The organism is Sphingobium sp. TomTYG75 (assembly GCF_054771635.1).
Genome location: NZ_BSRE01000002.1, coordinates 552,047 through 569,963, shown reverse-complemented (window position 1 = coordinate 569,963; position 17,917 = coordinate 552,047). Strand labels below are relative to the sequence as shown.

The window sequence follows — 17,917 nt, the reverse complement described above, 5'->3', positions numbered from 1 at the left end:
TACGGCCTCGACGGTGGCTGCCATCGTCGAGGCTGAAGGCGGAAATCTGAATCATGAGCGATGATACCGCCTTTGCCGACCTGTTGCAGACGCTCTACGGCGGGCTGACGCGGTCCCCGCCGTGGGAGGATTTCCTGCGGGCGCTGGCGGCCATCACCGACACGACCTTCGCCACGCTGCTGATCGGTCGGGGGAGTGCCGGAATCGATGCCCATGTCACCCCCGGCGCGGACCCGGAGCGAACACAGGAATATCAGCGCATCTCGCAGGCCGATCCCTTCGTCGGCCTGCCCGAGGGACGAGTCGTTTCCTTCCGTGATTTCGTCAGCCATGTCCCGGCGCGCTTCCGCGACTGGCTGGACGTGGCGCGCAGCAGCGAAATTCTGGGCGTAGACCTGCATCGTCTGCCTGATATCGCCGTCCGGCTGCGCCTGACGCGGGACGAAGGCCATGCGCAATTTGGCGATACCGAACGGGAACTGCTCGAACGGCTGATCCCGCACCTGCGCATCGCGCTTGATCTTCACGCGCGGCTCACAAGTACCCAGGCGGAAAGCCAGCTGTTCAGCAGCGCCATGGCTGGTTTGGCGGTAGCGACCCTGATCCTTGATCGGGAAGGCCGCATCCTGCGCCGCAACACGCTCGCCACGCATATGCTGGAAGAGGGCACCATCGTTTCCGAGCAGCATGGCAAGCTGGAGGCCAGGACCGGCTCCAGCGCTGCGGCGATCAACCGCATCCTTTCCTCCCCGCCGCCACTGGGCGAGGAAATCCTGTTCGAAATCGCCTCTGCCGTCGGACAGCCGCTGCATGCGCGGGCGCGGGCCATCCCTTCCTCCGCCTATGGCGACGGGGCATGGATCGCCCTGTTCATCGCCGACCCCAGCCGACCCGCCGGTCCATCGGAAGAGCTGTTGCGCGAGCGCTTTCACCTCACGCGGGCGGAAGCGGGACTTGCCGTTCATCTGGCGCAGGGCGCCACGTTGGCGGACGCCGCGGATGCTTTGGGCATCGCCTACAACACGACGCGATCCCATCTGCGCGCGATATTTGCCAAGACCAACACGCATCGGCAGGTCGAACTGGTCACGCTGCTGCGTTCCATCGGCAGCGAGTCTGAAATCTGATCCATTTGGATGATGTAGCGGCACGGCACTCGGCATAGCCTGTCTCCACGAAAGAAAGTTTTGTGGAGAAGATGATGAAATTCTCGATCATTTACGAAGCGCAGATGGCGGACACGTCGCGCCAGAACGAACAGCAGGTGTTCCGCGACATTATCGAGCAAGCCATCCATGCCGAGGAAATGGGCTTCGACACGATCTGGGCCGTCGAACATACCGCACTGACGCAATATGCGCACATGTCCGCACCGGAAACTTTCCTGGCCTATCTCGCCGGGCGCACGTCGCGCATCGGCATTGGCCATGGCGTCGTCTGCCTGCCGCCCGCGATGAACCATCCGGTGAAGGTCGCTGAACGCATCGCAACGCTGGACATTCTATCGAATGGCCGCGTCCATTTCGGCATGGGCAAGGGCGGAACGCAGCAGGAAGCGGGCACCTTCGGCTATAATCTCGAAGACCTGCCGCCGATGATCGACGAGAGCATGTATCTGATCCCCAAGATCCTGAAGCATGGCGAGATCGAACATGATGGCCAGTTCGTGAAGATCCCCTTCCGCCCGATCCACCCCAGCCCGATGCAGGACCCGCATCCGCCGATCTACATGGCCTGCACCCGCGCCGACACGCTGACCACCGCCGGATCGCGCGGCATCGGCGCACTGGTGCTCGGTTTTGCCGGACCGAGCGACATTGCGCAGAAGAACGCCATTTATCGTGAGGCTTTCAAGAACCGGAAGGCCGAGGATCAGGTCGGCTACCGCCCGACCGAACATCTCGCGGCGCTTTGCCCCGCCGTGGTTCTGGAAGACCGGGAGAAGGCACGCCGCATCGGGCTTCGTGGACAGCGCTTCTTCGTGGAATCGCTGGGCCACTGGTATTCTGGCGGCCCCGCTCCCGATGTGGAGGACCTGGACGCCAGCGAAAGCCTTGCCGCGCTTCAGCGCCACAAGGAAGAAACGGTGGCCTGGCTGTCGGAAGAGAAGATCACCATCGGTGGCCACCACACCGAATCCTTCGAGGTTGTCGAGGACGCCTATGGCACGCCGGAAGATTGCATCCGGCAGGTCAAGCGTTTGCAGGATGCGGGCGCCGACGAAATCCTCTTCATGTTCCAGATGGGCGGCATCCCGCATGAAGTGATCATGGAGACCATCCGCAATATCGGCGAGAAGGTCATCCCCTATTTCCGTGAGCAGGCGACGCTGGCGGCGGAATGATGGATTGTCCGGGCGGGGCAGTGCGCTCCGCCCGGGAATGCTGCGAGCGGCTGAGTGGCGCTGCGTTGCAGTTGTAGAGCATCACCCAACCCCGTTCGCCCTGAGCCTGTCGAAGGGCTTCACTTCTTAAAGAAGAAGGGCTTCGACAAGCTCAGCCCGAACGGGGGTAGTTGTAGTGCTGATATAGGACGATAGGCTAGCCCGAAGCTTACAAATCCACCATCGCTTGCATCAGCCGCGCCGCGCGTTCGTGCGGATCCCCGGTCGCCAAGGCACGCGACGGCGCTTCCACGGCTATGGTGGCATGGGCCGGAAGCAGCGGGAGCAGCACCCCAAGGCCGAATTCACCTTCGCCGGGCAGCAAGCGGTCGAACACGGCTTCATTGACGCGATCATGCGGCGGCTCGATCGGGCCGTCGTTCAGTTGGACATGGCGGATACGCTCAGGCGGCAGGCAGGCCACATCGTCCCAGCCTCCGCCGCTGCGGATGACGTGGAGCGTGTCGATGCACAGGCCCACCTCGGCGCCCAGGGAATGGGCGATCTCAAGCGCTTGTGAAGGCGAACGGATCGAGGATAGCGGATAGGGTTCGATAATGGCGGGAACACCCGCCCGCTGGCAAATCTCCACCATGCGGGCCAGCGACTCCCGCAGCCGTGCGTGATCCGGGTCGAGACCCAATATATTGACAGTCCCGCCCAACGCGGCGGTCAGTTCCGCGCTGCTTTCCAGCAGCCCCCAATCAGGATCGGCATCCAGCATGAAAGGCTCGATGACACCGGCTCGAAGGCCGGTGTCGCGCAATGCGGAAATCACCGCCTTGCGGGCGCTCTTGTCCAGAATGAGGTCAGGCGTCGGGCTGATCGGGATCGGCGTCACGAACAGGCTGACGGCGGTGAAGCCTGCGCTGGCGGCCGCCTCGATCACCGTAAGGGCGTCGAGGTTCACCAGCGAAAGATGGTCCAGGCAAAAGCCATTTTCAGGGGGCGTCATGAAAACACGCCCCCTGCCACGCCTGATGGTTCAGGCGTGAACGCCCCCGTCGATACGCACGATTGCGCCATTCATGTGCCCTCCATCCTCACTCGCCAGCATGGCGATGACGCCCGCAATTTTGTCCGGGGTCGCAAATCCATTGATCGGGCCGAGATGATTATACAACTCCCAATCGGCGCCTTCCACCATGCCGGTTTGGACGCTGTTGGCGAGCGGCGTTTCGATGCCGCCCGGCGCGACCGCATTCACCCGCACGCCGCGCTTCAAATATTCCCAGGCGAGGCTCTGGGTGTAGGCGGCGACCGCGCCCTTGCTGGCGGCGTAGCCGGTGAGGAAGGGATGGCCGAAATGGCTGGAGGTGGACGCGGCGTTGACGATGTTGCCCTTTGTCTTTTCCAGATGCGGCAAGGCTTCGCGGCACATCAGGAAGGTGCTGCCCATATTGACCGCAATGAGGGACATGAAGGCTTCATAGTCGGTCGTTGCGGCGTGGCTTGATCGGATGATGCCCGCCATGTTGACGAGAACGTCGAGTTGCCCGGCTTCTTCGACCCACTGCGCCACGATCGAGCGGGCGGTCGGTTCGTCAGCCACCGATCCCGCGCGGATGGCAATGCCGGGCTGTTCCTGCCTTAGCGTTTCCAGCCCCTTTTCATCCAGGTCCACCGCGAGCACCCGGCCGCCTTCGACAGCCAGCCGGATGGCGGTGGCGCGTCCTATGCCGGATGCGGCTCCGGTTACAATGATCGACTTGCCTGCAAATCGGCGCCCTAAATCCATCGTCAGCTCCTTTACGCCACGATGGCGGGGTGCGGGATGCGCGGATCGCCCAGCATCGCGCGGTAGGATGGCGGCGTGCGTCCGCCCGCTTCGGTTATGCCGTATCGCTGCGCGATTTCAGCCGTGATCAGCGTCTGGCCGTTCAATTCGTCTCGGTTTGGATCGTCATGGATGGCGGCGATCACCCGGCCATTGAATTCAGGCGTCTCGGCATCGGCCATGAACTTTTCATATTGCTCAGGATGCTCGCCTAGCGTCCGCGCGCTGCGTTCCGTTAGGAGCGGCCCCATCCAGAGCGCAATTGCGGTAACGCCCGTACCCCGGAAGTCCACGCCCATGTCGGCGGCGAACTTGTCCACGCCCGCTTTCTGCGCGCCATAGGCTGCGCCGTGCATGTAGCAGACCGACCCGAAGGATGAGGTGAAGGCGATAAGGCCGCTGCCCGCCGGAACCATCATGCGCGCGGCATGCCAGCTGGCGAGATAATGGGAGCGCAGGCCGACGTTCAATATATCCACAAGCCCGGTCGATTTTTCCCAGAAGGGGCCGGGCTTGACGAGATCGTCGTTCAGGGCGGCGACATTGTTGACCAATATGTCGAGGCGGCCGCTTTCGTCACGCACACGCTCGAACAGCGCGGCGATGGCTGCGTCATCGGCATGGTCGACCTGCACCGCGCGGCCTTCGCCGCCGGCTGCATCGACCTGCGCCGCCGTCGCGCCGATGGTGCCGGGCAGTTCCGCATCGCCTTCGCGAACGGAGCGGCCCGTCACATAGACGCGATAGCCTTTCTCTCCCAGCGCCACCGCAATGCCACGACCCGCGCCACGGCTGGCGCCAGTGACGATGGCGACCGGACGTTCACTTCTCTCCATTTTATTTTCTCCTTCAGGCCGCCTGCGTGGAACTACGCTTGTCGAGTGTGACATGCAGGCCGTTGGTGCGCTTGTGCATGTCGGGCGTCTTGTCGCGGGGGTTGTAGAACTGCTTGTACCAGCTGCGCACCTTGCCATAGGGGCCGTCATTGGGGATGACGAGCGGGTTGAGGCACGCCCTCTTGTTCTGCCAGATCTCCACATCCTGCGCGAAGGCGAGGCGGCTGCCTTCCTGATATTCGAGGGCTGCGGCGCGTAGCTCGTCCGTCACCGGCGCGGTGCCGTCATTCACCTGCACCATCAACCCATGCCAGACGCGGATCTTGCCATCCTCAATCGGCGTATGGGTGATCATGATGAAGCTGTCGAACGTTCCCGCCATCTCCGACTGGAGGATCGAGGGGCCGGTGTACCAGGTGTCGAGCGTCAGCACGTCCTCTGGATTGAGCGTCAGCGTGCGGTGCCCTGCGGCATAATATTGGTGGACGATGTGATCCTTGAACTCATTGGCGAAGTAGACGAAATCCTTCGCGCCATGGATCGGGATGAAATGGCCGAAGTCGGCCATGTTATCGACCACCTCGATCGGGTGGATATCAAGATCGCCCATATAGTCGATCTTCCAGTTGACCCAGCCGGGCGCGTCATAATGGCCGCCAAAATCGGGCAGGTCGAAATTGGGTTCGAGGCCTTCGGGATCATGCCAGATCCAGATCGTGCCCGCGCGCTCCATCGCCGGGAAGGTTTTGAGCTTGGCTGCCTTGGGCACGAAGTCGGAATAGGGGATGTTCTTGCACTGGCCGTCGGGGCCATATTGCCAGCCATGGAAGGGGCAGCGGATCGATTCGCCCTGCACCTGCTCGCCATCGCGCACGATGTAGCTCGTCGTGTTCTTCGCCAGATGCGCGCCCATGTGCGGGCAATAGGCTTCGGTCACATAGACCTTGCCGCTCTCGCCACGGTACATCACCATGTCCTGGCCGAGGTAGCGCATCGCCTTGGGCGTGCTCGTCGCCTCAGCGCTCTCACCCACCATGAACCAGCCACGAGGGAAGGTGAAGTCTCCCAGACGATAGTCCGACGATGTCGCCATTTCTTGATCCTCTCACTGCCCATGGCAAATTAGCAGCTAATGCGGCGAGTCACAGCCTCGCTTATAGCCTTTTTGAAATCTTCCGCTTTCTACGCAAAACATCATTATAAAGGCAAGTTCATATGTTAAATGCGCGATTCATAGCCGTTATGACTCTATGGATAACGAGGTAAACAGGATATGTCCGAATCCTCTCCACCCCGCGTACCGGGACCTGACCAAACGCACATGCGGGCCGCGCTTCAGGCCTATGTGGATCGCATCAACGCGGGCGATCGGGACGGCGTGCTGGCGCTGTTCGCGCGTGATGCGGTGATCGAGGACCCGGTTGGTTCTCCGCCCAAGACCGGCGAGGAAATCCGTGCATGGTTTAGCGACACGATCGCTTTTGACACACATATCCGGCCGGTGGCACCGATCCGGGGATCGCATGCCAATGCGGCCGCGCTCGTGTTTGATGTGACGTTTCAGCCGCCGGAAGGCCCGCGCCTGCTGATCCGGTCGCTGGATGTCTGCACGTTCGATGGAGAGGGAAAGATCACCAGCCTGAAGGCCTATTGGGGGCCCGAGGACATGGAACCAGCCCCCTGAACGGAGGCCATGAAAAAAGGGGCGCCCTGACGGGACGCCCCTTCTTCCTGCTCTTGCTGTCCGCTCGCGCTCAGGCGGCGACCAGCTCACGCGGCGCTTCGGCCGGATATTCGGCCGGGCCACCATAGTCATAAGCGGCGTTCAGCGCCTTGATGAAAACCGGATCGTTGATCGGATCGGTCGGCGTCTCGATCTGGAAACCGCGCGAGCGCACATCCTTGATCAGCGTGTCGAACACCTGATCATAGGTGAGGTTGTCAGACCCATCCATGTTCTTCTTAAGCTCGGCATAATCTTCGAACACTTCGGCCGACCAGTGGACGAGGAAGCGCAAATCGTCGGTATGATAACGCTCGATGACTTCGTCGCCGGTCTTTACCAGCCAGCCATCGGGGTTGCCCGGTTCGCCGCTAAACAGGGAGTCAAAGCCCAGGCCCTGCGGCTTGCGGCGCTCGATCGGGCCATTGGCTTCGCCGCGATGGACGAGCATTTCATTCTGCACAACCACACCACGATTATAGACGGGCGGCTGCAACCGCGCGGGCTTTTCCAGCGGACCCTTGGGCCAATAGGTGAAGCCGCTATTGGGATCATGGCTGAACCAGGTGATCACCTGGGCCATCTTGATCAGATAGTCCTGGAACAGTCCCGACCGGCCCATGATCGAACATAGCCATGTGGGCGAGTTTTCATAGCGAACGCCACGGAAGCTGGGCGAATCCAGATGGCCCGGATCAGTATTGCCGCAGGGGCCGTTCACGTTGAACAGCATCATCTGCGGCTTGGCGTAGTCCGCATTCCAATAGGATTTGGCATATTCCAGGAATGTCGGATTGTAGAAGGTATCCTGAATCTCCGGGTACATGCAGGTCGAATAATTGGCATAGAAGCCGCGGAATGTCGGCGTCAGGAACATGTCGAGCGTCGGCTCGAACCCTTCCGGAAAACCGCCCGCGAAGGTGGCGATCAGGGATTCCGGCGTCGGAAAATGCTGCGCGATGATGAGCTTCCAGGCGCCGCTATGGACGACATCCAGCAGCCGCCGACGTTGATCCTCGGTGTAGACGTCATGCAACTCGCGCGGCGGCGAAACAGGCTGCAGCATGTCGGACAACCGCCGCTTCTGCTCATTGCTCAACATGATTTTTGCAACTCCTCTCCAAACCTCGGGCGAATCATTCCATCCGCCTTCAAACGCTGTAAAGTTATCGTATTATAACTTTTTTGTCAATCCTGGTTGGCATGGAAATGTCCGTGGCCCCCGCTGCGGATGTTTTGCGTCACATAGGAAGGATAATGGCACGGTATCGACAGAAGATTGACTGGCCGCGTGACAGGGATGGTGGCACCTTCCTGCCTCAAATCAGGAGAGGATGCGGCGCGATGACTGACGCCTTGAAAGAACCGATCGACAAGCGCGCGATTGAAACGCAGGCCGCGCAGCGGCTGCTATCGGGCCAGTCGTGGGAAGATTTCTGCGACGTCCTGAAAGTCGCTGGCCGGATGATAGACCGGTTCGGCGATGATCCGTCCGATCTCGACCGGGCCGAATGGTATCGTTTTCTGACGCGGGTCGCCCGGTCGAGCTTCGAGCGGCTGATCGAGAACGCCGAACCCACCCGGCCGCGCCTGCGCGACATGGTATGGCGCCAGTCGATCAACGTCCAGACGGTCGATCAGGACCATCTGATGTGCCAGTTCGATGAAGCCCGCGATTACCGGATCATCGGCACGCGCGGGACCATACCCTATTTCATCTTCGCCATATTGACCGCGCCAGCGCCCGACGATTTGGGCGCGCGTGATTGGGCACAGCTCGGCGTCGAGGGATTGAAACAGTTCGACCCCTCCAACCTCAAAACCACCGGCTTCCTGGGCAGTCAGCAGCTTCATATCGAAGATGACGGGACGTTCGAGATCATCATGTCGCAAAATGATCCCGGCGAAGGCAAGAATTGGCTGAAGCTGCAACCGGATACCAACTGCATCCTCATCCGGCTCGTCTGGAGCGACCGGGAAAAGGAGATCGCTCCGGGTCTGCGGATCGAGCGGATGGATGGCGCGGCACCCGAGCCGGTGACGCCAGCGTTGATGGCGAACAACCTCGCCTGGGCCGCGCAGGGCGTGCTGGGCTATGCCGAACTGGTGCGCAACTGGTGGAACGGCACGCAGGGCAATTTTGCGGCAAAGCTGAACCGGCTCGACTATAGCCGCGCGCAATATCTGTCGAACGGTGGCGTCCCCGATCGCCACGTCGCGTTCGGCGGATGGGAAAAGGGGCTGGACGAAGCGCTGGTGCTCGAATTCGTGCCGCCTGAGTGCGAATATTGGAACTTCCAGATCTGCAATATGTGGCAGGAAAACCTCGACACGTTCGAGGATGGCAACGGATGGGTGAACAATTACCGTTTCGTTGCGGAGCCTGATGGCCGGGTCCGCATCGTCATAGCCGAACGCGATCCGGGCCTCGGCGGCAACTGGGTGAATAGCTATGGGCATGAACGGGGGATTTGGGGGCTTCGGCTGGTGCGGACCGAAAGCACCGCCGACGTCAATCTCTGGCGTCTGCCGCTCGCCCGGCTGGAAGCAGAGGGCACGGGCGCGCTGGATGCAGGCGCGGCGATCCTGACCGGCCAGTTCGTGGATTGATGCAATGGCCGTACGAACGCTTGACCATGTGAACATCCGTACAGCGGACGTGCCCGGCACCGCCGCCTTTTTCCGCGACGTGCTGGGTCTTCGCGCCGGTGTCGCGCCGGGGGCGGAGTCCATCGACAAGGGCTGCTGGATATATGATCCCGGCGATCGTCCGATCATTCATATCGGCCCTGTCGAGGGCCGCTATCCCAGTGATGATGCGTTTCCCTTCACCCCTGCGCGGGGCAGCGGCGCTGTGCATCATGTGGCGTTGGAATGCGACGACCTGCCCACGATGTTCCCGCGACTGGAAGCCGCCGGTCTTGGCGTCGTGCGCAAGGATTATCCGCCGGCCAATCTCTGCCAACTATTCGTGGAAGAGCGGAACGGGATCATCCTGGAACTGAATTTCCGTCTGGATCAGGCATGACGAACGATCCGATGCTGGTCCTGTCGGCCCCGCCCTTCGTCCATGTGCCGCTGCTGGAACGGCTAGCGCCCGCGCGTGAAGCCGGGTTTTCCGCCATATCGCTGATGCCCGGCGACATCTGGGCTTTGGAAGAGGCGGGGATGAATGCCGCCGACATCGGCATGCGGATAGCGGACCACGGCTTGGCAATCATGGAGATGGATTGCACGGCCTGCTGGCTGCCCAGCCATCGCAGCGCTGGGGATGATGTCCCTATGGCCGCCCTGCTCCGCTCGATGACGCCCGACCGCGTGGTGGAAACCGCCGCGCGCATCGGGTCACCCTCCGTCACGGCGGTGGAGATGATGGGCGTCACGCCGTCACTCGATGAGGCTGCGGAAGCCTTTGCCGATTTGTGCGACCTGGCCGCCCGCCATGGCATGAAGGCGCATATCGAGTTCCTTCCCTTTGGCGGCATCCCCGACCTGGCGAGTGCTTGGGCGATCGTTCAGGCGGCGGGCAGGCCCAATGGCGGCCTGACCCTCGACAGCTGGCATTTCTTCCGGAGCGGAGCGAACTTCGACTTGCTGGAGAGCATTCCGGGGTCGCGCATCCACACCATCCAGATAAACGACGCGCCCGCAGAGCCCCAATCGGACCTGATGCACGAGACCATGACGGCCCGTCTTGTGCCGGGACAGGGCAGCTTCGACCTCACCCGTTTCATCCGCACGCTCGATCGGATCGAGGCGACAGCGCCGATTTCCGTCGAGATATTTTCCGCTGCAACCAGTGCAGCGCCGATGGGCGAAGCCATCGCCTCATGGGCGCCAGCAGCCCGCGACATCATCAGAAAGGCCAGAGAAATACGATGAGTGGAGAAGAAACGCCGATAGGCGCGGTGGTTGTGGGCACGGGCTTTGGCCTGTTCACGCATGTCAGGGCGCTGCGGGAAGCGGGCTTCGAGGTTCGCGCCATTGTCGGGCGCAACCGGGAACGTACGGCCGAGCGTGCGGCCCCGCTCAATATTCCGCTGGCGTCGGATAATCTGGAACAGGTGCTTGCCGACGATCCGGCCATCCGGCTGGTGACGGTCGCAACGCCGCCCCATGCGCACTACACGCCCGTCATGCAGGCCATTGCCGCTGGGCGTAATGTGATGTGCGAAAAGCCCTTTGCGCGCGATCTGGCGCAAGCGCGCGAGATGCTGGACGCAGCGAACAAGGCTGGCGTCGTCCATGCACTGGGCGCGGAATTCCGTTTCGACAGCGCGCAGGCGCTGTTGCGGCGCGTGGTGCAGGATGGCCTGATCGGCGATCCACTGATGTTCAGCCGCATCTACCAGCAGCCGGGCACGGGCGAGGAAGAACCTCTGGCCGATTGGTGGACGGACGCGGCGCAGGGTGGGGGCTTTCTGGGCGCGTTCGGCACGCACATGATCGATCAGGTTCGTTCGACCTTGGGCGAGATCGTGGCCGTCAACGCGATGTTGCGCAAGCTCTCCACAACCCGCCCCGCTATGACGTCCGACGATTATTATAACGTGCAGTTCAGGACCGCGAACGGGTGCATGGGCGTGATCGAGGCGGCGATGAACTTTCCCGGACCCTTCGTCATGGCGACCAAGGTGGCGGGGACTAAGGGCGCCGCGTGGATCCAGTCGGGCAGCGCCTTTGGCGATCCTGAAGAGGTGTGGATAAAGGATGCGGACGGCGCGCGGCAGGTTCCGATGCCTGCCGAACTGGTCAATCCAGCGCCCGAACCCTTTGCCGTCGCGGAGTTGATCCAGACGGAAATGGATCGCTGGCACACGCAGGGGTTCGATGTCGCGCCCTATGCCAAACTGTTCCGTCAGTTGAAGGCAAGGATCGAGGGCCGCACGCCGCCGCTGCCTGATCCGGCGGGCGATTTTCTTGATGCGGCGGCAGGACAAGCCGTGCTCGATGCCGCGCGCCTTTCGGCGGCGGAAGGCCGTTGGATCGAAGTGGAGACAGTATGACGAACCCATCCTATGATTTTTCCGGGGCGCATGTCCTCGTCACCGGCGGCACCAGCGGCATAGGCGCCGCCGCCGCCGCCGCCTATCTTGAAGCCGGGGCGAATGTGACGATCACCGGCACGCGTGGCAGTGCCGCCGACTATGACGGCGATCTGTCAGGCTACCGCTATTTACAGATGGATATTGAGGACGGCCAAAGCATCGACGCGGTGGCGGCCAGCCTGGATAAGCTCGACATTCTGGTGAACAATGCCGGGGTGGCGCTGCCCAGTCTCGGCCTTGACGAATATGAGCCCGAGATATTCGCCCGCGCCGTCAACATGCTGCTGGTGGGCGCTTTCCGCATGGCGCGGCAGAGCGCGGACCTGCTGGCGCAAAGCAAGATCGCAGGCGGGGGGAGCGTCGTCAGCATCGCGTCGATGAGCAGCTATTTCGGTATTCCGATCGTGCCGGGCTATGGCGCCGCCAAGACCGGCCTGCTCGGCCTGACCCGGTCACTCGCGGTCAAATGGGGGGAGCGCGGCATCCGCGTCAACGCGGTCGCGGCAGGGCTGACGCGCAGCCGCATGACCGAAGGGACCTTCGCGCAAGAAGACTGGATGGCGCCCACGCTCGCAAGGACGCCCCTGGGTCGACCGGGCGCGCCCGAAGATATCGCCAACGCGATCCTTTTCCTGTCGAGCCCCGGCGCAGCGTGGATCACGGGTCAGACGCTGGCCGTTGACGGCGGGTACACAGTTTCCGGCTGATCCCCCGCCGGGAGCATCGTGCCTTTAATCTGAATCACCTAACCCCGTTCGGGCTTGTTTGAATGAGTCACTTGCCTCGTTCAAATGTCGAAGCCCTCCTCTTCCTAAAAAGAAGTAGAACCCTTCGACAGGCTCAGGGCGAACGGCATTAATAGAGGTGGAGCCGATTAAAGCACGAAGCTCTAATCGATACGAAAAGTGCAGAAGCGATAAGAGCCGGTCCTTACAGACCGGCTCTTATCCTATGTCATTCCTTTCGACCCGCGCTCAGTGTAGCTCGAAATTATCCTTGGCGGGACGACGTGTCTGGTTCCAAAGGTCCACCAGTCGCCACGGCCATGACAGGAATACTCGGCCTGTCGAGTTGTTATAATAGCTGTTCGCCCTCGGGTGGGTCCAGATCATATTCTTCATCTGTTCCTCGACCTCCCGGTTCCACTGTTCGAACGCCTGTTGGGTCGGTTCGACAGCACGAGCGCCGCTTTCGTTGATCCAGTCCAGGCATTCGATGATGTAGTTCACCTGCGCTTCGGAAATCAGGTTCTGGCCCGCCGCATGGTTGGGCGCGCTGTTGGGGCCAACCGTCATGAAGTAATTGGGATAGCCGGGCACCGTGACGCCCAGATAGGAGCGCGGATCGTCCTTGCCCCATTCGTCGCGCAGTGACCGGCCGCCCTTGCCGTGGATTTCCAGCTTGCCCATCATGTTGGCGACGTCGAAGCCCGTGGCGCAGACGATGATGTCGAATTCATACTCCTTGCCGTCCTTGGTGCGGATGCCCTTGGGCGTGAAGCATTCGATCCCGCCATCTTCCAGCGTGACGTTGGGCTGCTTGAGCGCGTCGAACCAGCCAGCGTCCAGGATGATGCGCTTGGAAAAGATCGGGAAGTCCGGCGTCAGCTTTTCTTTGAGGTCGGGACGGTCGTGGAACTTCGCTTCCAGATGGGCCAGCGCCCATTGCCGCGCGCCCTCATTGGCCGCCGAGACGGATGGGCTGTCGACCGGCCATTCCGGGTCCTTGACCACATTGCCGTAGAGGCCGTCGGCCGCGAACCAGTAGACGCGGAAGCGGAACCATTCGCGGAAATGCGGGATGTAGCGCAGGGCGAACTTCATGCCCGGCGACACTTCATGATTGATCTCCGGATTGTAGATCGACCAGTAGCGCGTGCGCATGAACACGGTGAGATCGCTGACCTGATCCGCGATCGCGCCGATCAACTGCGCGGCGCTGGCGCCCGTGCCGATGATGCCGACCCGCTTGCCTTCGATCCGCGTGGACGGATCCCAGGTCGCGGTGTGCATCATCTTGCCCTGGAACTCTTCGCGGCCCGGGATATCAGGCCATTTCCAGCGGTTCACTGGGCCGTGAGCGTTGATGACGGCATTGGCGCGGATGATTTCTTCCGTGCCGTCCTTGCCGCGGACGGTGACGTTCCACACCGCTTCTGCATCGTCATAGCGCAGGGCGACGACTTCGGTATTGAAGCGGATATTGCGGCGCAGGTCGTACTTGTCGGCGACGTGCAGCAGATATTTCTGCATATCCACGCCCTTCGGATGGTAATGCGACCATTCGGGCGTGATTTCGAAGGAATAGGAATAGAAGTGGCTGGGCGTATCGACGCCCACGCCGGGATAGCGGTTTTCGTACCAGGTGCCACCGACTTCGGGATTCTTTTCGATCACGATATGCTCGTAACCGCCTTCTTCCAGCTTCAGCGAGGCGGCAAGGCCGGTCATGCCGGCGCCGATCACCAGCACCTTGAAATCTGTCGGCGGCGGCGTGCGCCCTTCGATTTCCTTGCGCGGCTTGGGCAGTTTGAAACCGATCTGGTCGAACAGCAGCGGCAGGAATTCGTCCGCTACTTCCTCGCCCACGCCGACGCTCATCATCCGCTTCATCAACGCGTCGGACGGATCGTCCTCGCGCGCGGCGCCGGGGGTCGTCAACACATGGAGCAGCTTGGTACGCAGTTCCTGGCTATATTCGGCGGGGATTTCGGTGTTGGGAACGGAGAAAGGCGGTTTGATATAGTTGCCGAAAATGTCCAGCATCGCCGCGTCATGGGTCAGATGGACATAGACCATCAGCAGCGTCTGGATATTTGCTTCCTCCAGCGCGACGCGCAGTTCTTCGCTATCGGCCAGCGGCAGGCTGCGATCGTGCCAGTCCCGTGCCATCACCGCGCCATCGACATGTTCAGCCATCGTCCTAGGGTCCTCTCCGACTCGCCACATTTGTAAGTGAATGCTCACTTGTGGATAATAGGGGCTGCTTTTTGAGTCAAGCGAGCCCGCCTTCGCAGCCCAAGCACCCTTGAAGAAAGGTGCGCACAGCCATCCCGACATGAGCCGCACATTCCGTTTCATCCGGGAGCGCAGCATCGATCAGCAGATAATTATGAACCGGCATCAGGAGCATGGAGAGCAGCAACTTCGCCGCTGCCATCCTGTCACCTTTCGCGACCCCGGCCCGCTCAAGATGGCTGGCCAAGGGAAGGATAAGATAATCATCCTGGCTCTGCCGGATCATGGCTCCGAATTCGGTGAACTCATGTGCTTCGCGCATCAACAGCCGCGCCATGCCTACGGTCGATGGCCTGGTGAATTCCGTCAGCAACGCAACGCCAAAAGCCCGTAGATCAGCTTCAGGCTCGGCTGGATCGTTAAATTGGGGCAAGGGAAAACGCTCTACCCCGGCGGCAAGGCAGGCCCGGAAAAGGGCCGCCTTGTCTTCATGCCAGAGGTAGAGGGAACGCTTGGACACGCCTGCCGCCTGTGCGATCGCATCCATCGTGACCGCACGATAGCCTTGGCGGATGAACTCCTCGCGCGCGATCTGGAGCAGACGGCGCTTCTTCGCGAGCGTCTGGTCTGCCCGGCCTACCCGCGCCGGGACGGACACTGATTCCATTTCAGCAGATGCGGTTGCGGACGTCCCCATCAGGCCTCATGCCGCACTGGAAAGCGGTCATAGTAAAAGGCGAAACGTTCCCGAGCGGCGGCTTCGTTCAGGCCGAACACCCCTTCGAGGTCGTAGATCACCTTGCCATGCTTGTTCCGCGGATTTTCGTTGAGATAGCCAAGCAGCTGATTTTCGACCTCTGGGGTCAATTCCAGCCCCGCCAGCGCGTAAACCTCCCGCATCACCCGTTCCTGATCGGCCATATATTCGTGGAACAACAGGTCGACCGACTGTTCCGGCCCCCATGCGTCCCGCTGATCCACACAGGCGCGCAGCAGCCGCTCGATCCGGTCCAGCCAGAGGCGGGCGAGCGCAGGCGGATCGACCGGATCGCGGCGGATACGGTCGCTATAGCCAAGCATGGTGGTCAGCGACCGCAGAACAGCGATGGGATCGCGATGCGTGATGACCATCGTGGCATCGGGGAAAACGGCCTTGATCGCGGCCAGATTTTCCATGTGTTGCGGCGATTTCAACAACCAGCGATTGGGACCGCGATGCCAGGTCAGCACCTGCAACACCTTCTTTTCATAGGCATAGCTGGGCGTGCGGTCATGGGCGAAATAATGGTCGATCCAACGCGGAATGCGGGACTGGAACTCCCAGCTGTAGCAGTTGAGATCCATATAAAGCAGCTCATTATCCTCATGGATCGATGCTGCATCCATGCCGTGCATCGCCGCCATGTGGGGCAGCATCGCCTCGAACGCGCTCCATAGTTCGGCACTGCGGGTGATGCGCGGGTCAACTTCGCCGGGCGCAAGTTCGCGCACCTGGACGGGCTCCTCGGCTTCCCAGAGTGTCAGCGATCGCAATCGCTCATCGCGGGCGAGCCAGTTGACGAGGTGCGTCGTGCCCGAACGCGGCAGCCCCGCGATGAACAGCGGGCGATCGATCTGGATGTCGAGGATTTCCGGGTGCCGCTTGACGATATCCTCGATCCGCAGGCGGTTCACCATGACGCGCACCAGATGGTCGAGCAGGGTGATCCGGCCGCCACGGGTCAGGCCTTCATCCTCATCCCACGCCTGAAGCGTCACCGCCATGCGTTCGCGAAAGCTCTGATCCTCACCGAAATCATCGAGGCCGCCGGAATTGGCGATGGCCTGGGCCAGAACATCGTCCACCGTCATGCGGTCAGGCCGGTCGGCGGGTCCCTGACGGGCTGCGGCGATCATCGGCGTGACGATCGGGTCCGCCATGTCGTCGATATGAATTTCCTGCGCTTCCGGCAGCATGATGTCGCTCATTTTATGAATCCTTTGGCGTGGCTGAAACCAGCTTCACGCAGCCTGTGGGAAAGTGACGATGACCTTGGCCGACGCTTCGGTATCCGCGGCGATGCGGAAGGCCTCATCCAATTTGTCGAACGCGATACGATGGCTGATCAGCGGATCGACATTGATCTCGCCGCTCGCCAGCATCTGGAGGCATTCGTTGAACTCATCCTCGCGGTCGGTTGCGATCGACCCGGAAATGCTGAACTCATTGGCCATCATCTTCCACAGATTGACCGGCATCGGCTTTTTGTGGAGCGCGACGATCACGATGCGCGCGCGGAATTTAGCGACATCGAGCAACTCGGCCAGTGGCGGCTGCGCTCCGGCGGCGTCGATGATGACATCCGTGCCGACAAAGGGCATGCTGAACCGCTCGCCGGTTCCGTGCGCCTTCCCGATCGCCTCGACCAGCGGTTCGCGCGAGGGATTGATGGTGACCGCAGCGCCAAGCTGGCGCGCGCGTTCGAGCCGCGCGTCGGACAAGTCGGCGATCAATATGTCCTTCACGCCACGATGGCGAAGGCAGATGATGGTGCACAGGCCGATCGGACCCGCGCCGAGGATCACCACCTTGTCGCCCGGCTGTACCCGGCCGATATTCACGCCATGCAGGCCCACGGACAAAGGCTCGGCCAACGCCGCCTTTTCGAGCGGGAGGCTGTCGGGGATGGGGCAGATGTCGGCGCCAGCGCGGGCGTCCGGAACAAGGATGAACGGAGCGAAGGCGCCCGTCGGCCCGCCCCCGCCGATCAGCCCAGCATCGGGATTGACGGCACAGCGCTGTCCCGGCTGAATGCCGTTCACCTGCGCGCCCACCTTCTCAACGACGCCTGCAAATTCATGGCCGATGGGCAGGGGTTCAGCGAGAGGCGCGCCACCGCCCAGGCCACCTGCGGCAACATATCCCAGATCGCTGCCACACACGCCGATGGCGCCGATGCGCACCAGCACATCATGGGGACCGACGACCGGTATCGCGACCTGATCGACGCGCATGTCGCCAACGCCATGAACGCGCGCCAGCGGCATGGTTGCGGAATTTTGCTGATCCGGATTCGCGCCCGCGCCTTTGGAATCGCTCATGACGTCCTCTCCTCACTTTTTCGTTCGGCGAAACTGGTAAACCAATCAGTTTCCGAGTCAAGAAGAGAAGCGGCTGACGGCGGGCCGAATGCCGGGCGAACGAAAACTACCC

General features: G+C 61.7%; 17 protein-coding genes. 8 read left to right on the top strand and 9 right to left on the bottom strand.

Features of this window, described 5'->3' with window-relative positions:
- Window positions 1-53 precede the first annotated feature (53 nt).
- Window positions 54-1,127, top strand: coding sequence for a helix-turn-helix transcriptional regulator (locus tag ACYU81_RS16235; protein ID WP_460988660.1), 1,074 nt, complete (start codon window positions 54-56; stop codon window positions 1,125-1,127).
- Window positions 1,128-1,201: 74 nt separating this feature from the next.
- Window positions 1,202-2,344, top strand: a complete 1,143-nt coding sequence (locus tag ACYU81_RS16230) for an LLM class flavin-dependent oxidoreductase (RefSeq protein WP_460988658.1) — start codon at window positions 1,202-1,204, stop codon at window positions 2,342-2,344.
- Between the two features lie 208 nt (window positions 2,345-2,552).
- Here ACYU81_RS16230 and ACYU81_RS16225 read toward each other — a convergent pair whose 3' ends face one another.
- From ACYU81_RS16225 to ACYU81_RS16210, 4 genes are read right to left on the bottom strand one after another with little or no spacing between them, the layout of a single operon-like run.
- Window positions 2,553-3,338, bottom strand: coding sequence for a sugar phosphate isomerase/epimerase family protein (locus ACYU81_RS16225; protein WP_460988656.1), 786 nt, complete (start codon window positions 3,336-3,338; stop codon window positions 2,553-2,555).
- A 30-nt stretch (window positions 3,339-3,368) separates the two neighbouring features.
- Window positions 3,369-4,121, bottom strand: coding sequence for an SDR family NAD(P)-dependent oxidoreductase (locus ACYU81_RS16220; protein WP_460988655.1), 753 nt, complete (start codon window positions 4,119-4,121; stop codon window positions 3,369-3,371).
- An 11-nt stretch (window positions 4,122-4,132) separates the two neighbouring features.
- Window positions 4,133-4,996, bottom strand: coding sequence for an SDR family NAD(P)-dependent oxidoreductase (locus tag ACYU81_RS16215; RefSeq protein ID WP_449469483.1), 864 nt, complete (start codon window positions 4,994-4,996; stop codon window positions 4,133-4,135).
- Window positions 4,997-5,009: 13 nt separating this feature from the next.
- Window positions 5,010-6,089 (bottom strand): Rieske 2Fe-2S domain-containing protein, encoded by a 1,080-nt coding sequence (locus ACYU81_RS16210; RefSeq protein ID WP_460988653.1) that lies wholly within the window; start codon window positions 6,087-6,089, stop codon window positions 5,010-5,012.
- Between the two features lie 180 nt (window positions 6,090-6,269).
- On the opposite strand from ACYU81_RS16210, the gene ACYU81_RS16205 reads away from it, so the two are divergent.
- Window positions 6,270-6,680, top strand: a complete 411-nt coding sequence (locus tag ACYU81_RS16205; RefSeq protein ID WP_460988651.1) for a nuclear transport factor 2 family protein — start codon at window positions 6,270-6,272, stop codon at window positions 6,678-6,680.
- Window positions 6,681-6,750: 70 nt separating this feature from the next.
- Here ACYU81_RS16205 and ACYU81_RS16200 read toward each other — a convergent pair whose 3' ends face one another.
- A complete protein-coding gene (locus tag ACYU81_RS16200) occupies window positions 6,751-7,821 on the bottom strand; it encodes a hypothetical protein (protein ID WP_460988649.1) in 1,071 nt (356 codons plus the stop codon).
- Window positions 7,822-8,063: 242 nt separating this feature from the next.
- On the opposite strand from ACYU81_RS16200, the gene ACYU81_RS16195 reads away from it, so the two are divergent.
- The 5 genes from ACYU81_RS16195 to ACYU81_RS16175 are packed head-to-tail and all read left to right on the top strand — an operon-like array spanning window position 8,064 to window position 12,474.
- The gene (locus ACYU81_RS16195) at window positions 8,064-9,329 is read left to right on the top strand and encodes a DUF1214 domain-containing protein (protein WP_460988648.1); all 1,266 of its coding nucleotides are present in this window, start codon (window positions 8,064-8,066) and stop codon (window positions 9,327-9,329) included.
- Between the two features lie 4 nt (window positions 9,330-9,333).
- Window positions 9,334-9,747 (top strand): VOC family protein, encoded by a 414-nt coding sequence (locus ACYU81_RS16190; RefSeq protein WP_460988646.1) that lies wholly within the window; start codon window positions 9,334-9,336, stop codon window positions 9,745-9,747.
- Window positions 9,744-10,601, top strand: coding sequence for a sugar phosphate isomerase/epimerase family protein (locus ACYU81_RS16185; protein WP_460988644.1), 858 nt, complete (start codon window positions 9,744-9,746; stop codon window positions 10,599-10,601). The genes ACYU81_RS16190 and ACYU81_RS16185 overlap by 4 nt, the downstream gene beginning before the upstream one ends.
- Window positions 10,598-11,725, top strand: a complete 1,128-nt coding sequence (locus ACYU81_RS16180) for a Gfo/Idh/MocA family protein (protein WP_460988642.1) — start codon at window positions 10,598-10,600, stop codon at window positions 11,723-11,725. Before ACYU81_RS16185 ends, ACYU81_RS16180 begins: the two co-directional genes overlap by 4 nt.
- Entirely contained in the window at window positions 11,722-12,474 is a 753-nt protein-coding gene (locus ACYU81_RS16175) for an SDR family NAD(P)-dependent oxidoreductase (protein ID WP_460988640.1), read from the top strand. The genes ACYU81_RS16180 and ACYU81_RS16175 overlap by 4 nt, the downstream gene beginning before the upstream one ends.
- A gap of 267 nt (window positions 12,475-12,741) precedes the next feature.
- On the opposite strand, the gene ACYU81_RS16170 is transcribed toward ACYU81_RS16175, so the two are convergent.
- From ACYU81_RS16170 to ACYU81_RS16155, 4 genes are all read right to left on the bottom strand, one after another.
- Window positions 12,742-14,685 carry a flavin-containing monooxygenase gene (locus ACYU81_RS16170; protein ID WP_460986528.1) on the bottom strand — a complete coding sequence of 648 codons (1,944 nt, stop codon included), beginning with the start codon at window positions 14,683-14,685 and terminating at the stop codon, window positions 12,742-12,744.
- A gap of 76 nt (window positions 14,686-14,761) precedes the next feature.
- Window positions 14,762-15,391: a TetR/AcrR family transcriptional regulator gene (locus ACYU81_RS16165; protein WP_460988638.1), complete on the bottom strand. Its 630-nt coding sequence runs from the start codon at window positions 15,389-15,391 to the stop codon at window positions 14,762-14,764.
- A 29-nt stretch (window positions 15,392-15,420) separates the two neighbouring features.
- Window positions 15,421-16,692 (bottom strand): sulfotransferase family protein, encoded by a 1,272-nt coding sequence (locus tag ACYU81_RS16160; RefSeq protein ID WP_460988636.1) that lies wholly within the window; start codon window positions 16,690-16,692, stop codon window positions 15,421-15,423.
- A 33-nt stretch (window positions 16,693-16,725) separates the two neighbouring features.
- Window positions 16,726-17,805, bottom strand: a complete 1,080-nt coding sequence (locus tag ACYU81_RS16155; RefSeq protein WP_460988635.1) for a zinc-dependent alcohol dehydrogenase — start codon at window positions 17,803-17,805, stop codon at window positions 16,726-16,728.
- Between the last annotated feature and the right edge of the window lie 112 nt (window positions 17,806-17,917).